This window comes from Coprococcus sp. RTP21204st1_G4_RTP21204_210225, from assembly GCF_040915385.1.
GTDB classification, from domain to species: domain Bacteria; phylum Bacillota; class Clostridia; order Lachnospirales; family Lachnospiraceae; genus Allocoprococcus; species Allocoprococcus comes.
In genome coordinates, this window is record NZ_JBCPDP010000045.1 from 1 (window position 1) to 2,876 (window position 2,876).

General features: G+C 41.7%; 2 protein-coding genes and 1 riboswitch. Both genes read right to left on the reverse strand.

Features of this window, described 5'->3' with window-relative positions:
* Positions 1-87 precede the first annotated feature (87 nt).
* Positions 88-163: riboswitch (cyclic di-GMP riboswitch) on the reverse strand.
* 226 nt (positions 164-389) lie between these two features.
* Positions 390-1,154: a TIGR03915 family putative DNA repair protein gene (locus tag AB5213_RS16900; RefSeq protein ID WP_368277007.1), complete on the reverse strand. Its 765-nt coding sequence runs from the start codon at positions 1,152-1,154 to the stop codon at positions 390-392.
* Between the two features lie 53 nt (positions 1,155-1,207).
* Complete coding sequence (locus AB5213_RS16905) at positions 1,208-2,728, reverse strand: putative DNA modification/repair radical SAM protein (RefSeq protein ID WP_195255102.1); 1,521 nt, start codon at positions 2,726-2,728, stop codon at positions 1,208-1,210.
* Positions 2,729-2,876 lie beyond the last annotated feature (148 nt).

Below are 2,876 nucleotides of genomic sequence, written 5' to 3' on the forward strand. Positions count from 1 at the left end.
AACAGAAAGAAGGACCTTAGGGTTTATAATAAACCCTTGGTCCTTCTTTTTTTCGGGACTATGCTTTTTTCACAGCCTCATCTTTAACGTGGCAACTGGCTACCATTTTACAAGCCCTATAGCTTTGCGTCGCAAACTTTCATCTGTTTTGCCGTTTTTCTTATTATAGCTTTTAAACATATGAAAAAAACTGAGTTTATTATACTCTAATGCTCGACTATGTACAAGAAAAACATTACCGTTTTTACGTCTAAAAGCAAAAAAAGAATAGCCGATACATATACTCGAACTGTTCTTCTACTTCTGAAGTCCACGCAGCATTGACATCACTGTTTCCTGCTCATGATTTTTAACCAGAGTTATTCTTTGCTGCTTTTTAATTCCTGCGATTATTCTTTAAATTCCACAGCATGCTTTCTCTTCCAGATCGGAAAAAGATTTCTCTGATAGACATAATTCTCCCGCTCTTTGCTCCCGATCGTATGGAAAAATGTCTTCCACATCCCAGTGTATTCATCTTCGTACTCTTCTGTTTTCCGAAGTGCCTCAAACTCTCCGTCCGTCAGATAACGAAGATAATTTTCTCCGTCTTTTGGATGGACACAGACGGTCTTCCGGTTATCGTCAACGATCATCCAATATTCCGATGGCATACGGTCTGCGAAATGTCTTCCAACCAGCATGATCACATCACTTTTGGGCTCCAGATGGCTGACATACACACGCCCGTCGAGACTTTGAAACCGGGCGAATTCACGGAAATGATGGCTTTCATTTCCAACATTACGATATAATTCCATAATCCGCATCACATGTGGGTTCGTATAATGTTCAAGTACATCTGCTCCTATTGCAAATCCAACTCGTAAAAAATTATAGATTGCCTGCAGTGCGTCTTCTTCTGCTGAAAGGGATGCGTAATACACATAAAGATATGCTCTGGAAGAAATATCTCTGCGGATAGACCGGGTGACTTTTTCTGCCTTTGAACAGTCTCCGTCTACATGGATATATTCATCCAGCAGTGTCGCCTGGAAAATCGGTTCCTTTTTCAGTCTTATCTGATCATGACCGATTAGCAAAGCATCTGCCCATGCATCATAGATACAGGTCATGATGTCTTCCAACCGATCCTTACAAGTATATATCTTCATAAATTTCCTGCTTTCTCATATTGCTATAAATATTTTCTGCTCTAATGATGTAACTATCCAATTCCAAAATCAGCAAGTGTCATCTGTGAGAAGCCTTCATTTGCATGAGCCATTTCCCAGGATTCCTTCCGGTCTACGCTGACCAGTTGTCTTGTGATATAAGTCTCTTCAAGTGGTGTGTGATACATCTGTTTTCCGCCACAGGTGATAAAATAGTGCGCTCTTTTCAGCACAACTCCCATTTTCTTCAGACTTGTGAAATCCATTCTGCCATATCTTCGTGCATTTACAATACGGCTGGCTGATTTCGGTCCGACTCCGGGTACGCGAAGGAGTTCTGCATAGCTTGCCGTTTCTACTTCAACGGGAAATAATTCCAGATGGCGTAATGCCCAATCACACTTCGGATCCAGAAGTTCGTTAAAATTCGGTTTCTCTATGGTTAAAAGTTCATCTGCCTGAAATCCGTAAAACCGGAGCAGCCAGTCTGCCTGATAAAGCCTGTGTTCACGCAAAAGCGGCGGTGGAGTTCCAATCTCAGGCAGAACAGGATCTTCATTCAGCGGGATATATGCCGAATAAAAGACACGTTTCAGATCAAATCCCTGATAAAGCTGCTGCGTGGTCTGTAATAAGGTATAATCGCTTTCACCTGTCGCTCCGATGATCATCTGGGTGCTTTGTCCTGCCGGTGCAAAGCTGCGTTTTAATCTGGACATATCATGTGGTGCAAGTTGATATGCCTGATTCCAGGTGAAGGAAGAATCCAATAGCGCAGGATTTGACTGTGCAGTAATTGGGGATACATCTGCTGCTTTTTGCAGCGCTGCCCTGCTATCCAGTTTCCTTTGGAACTGTTGTTTGGAAGTATCAGAAAAAATTCCGTTATGCAGGAACTGATTTCCACGGCTTCTTTCCATATATAATGATTTTCCGATTGCCATGCGATGTGCGGCAATGGTATTCTGCACCTTTCCCATTGGACTTAGGATTGTCTGCATAGTCTTGTTCGGTGCCAGCTTACGAAGTCCCTCAGAAGTTGGCAGTTCCAGATTCACGCTGACACGGTCTGCAAGATAACCGGCAGCCGCAAGTAATTCATCCGAAGCCCCCGGAATCGTCTTCACATGAATGTAGCCGTTAAAATGATATTTGGTGCGGAGAAGAAGCAGGGTCTCGCACATCTTTTCCATCGTATAGGTTGGATTTTTCAAAATACCGGAACTTAGGAAAAGTCCTTCTATATAATTCCGTTTATAAAATTCGACTGTAAGATTACAGATCTCTTCCGGAGTAAACGTAGCTCTTTTTACATCATTGCTCGCACGGTTAATGCAGTATTTGCAATCGTAGACACAATGATTGGTCATTAAGATCTTAAGTAAAGAAATACATCTTCCGTCTGCCGCAAAGCTGTGACAAATTCCACATGAAACGGCATTACCGAGTTCTCCTTTCTGTCCCCGGCGGCTTGAGCCGCTTGATGTACATGCGACATCATACTTTGCAGCATCAGCAAGAATATGTAATTTTTCCTGTATTGTATAATGCTCATTTGTCATTTCTGTATTCATATTTCTATTATACAAACATATGTTCGTCTATGCAAGTGTTTTTTACAGTTAAAACAGAGGCAATCAAGAATTACTTAAATGAAAAACTAAATTCCGGTTTTGGACCAAATGCAAGAGTAAATTCCATATAGGTAGAAGTTTCTTTTGC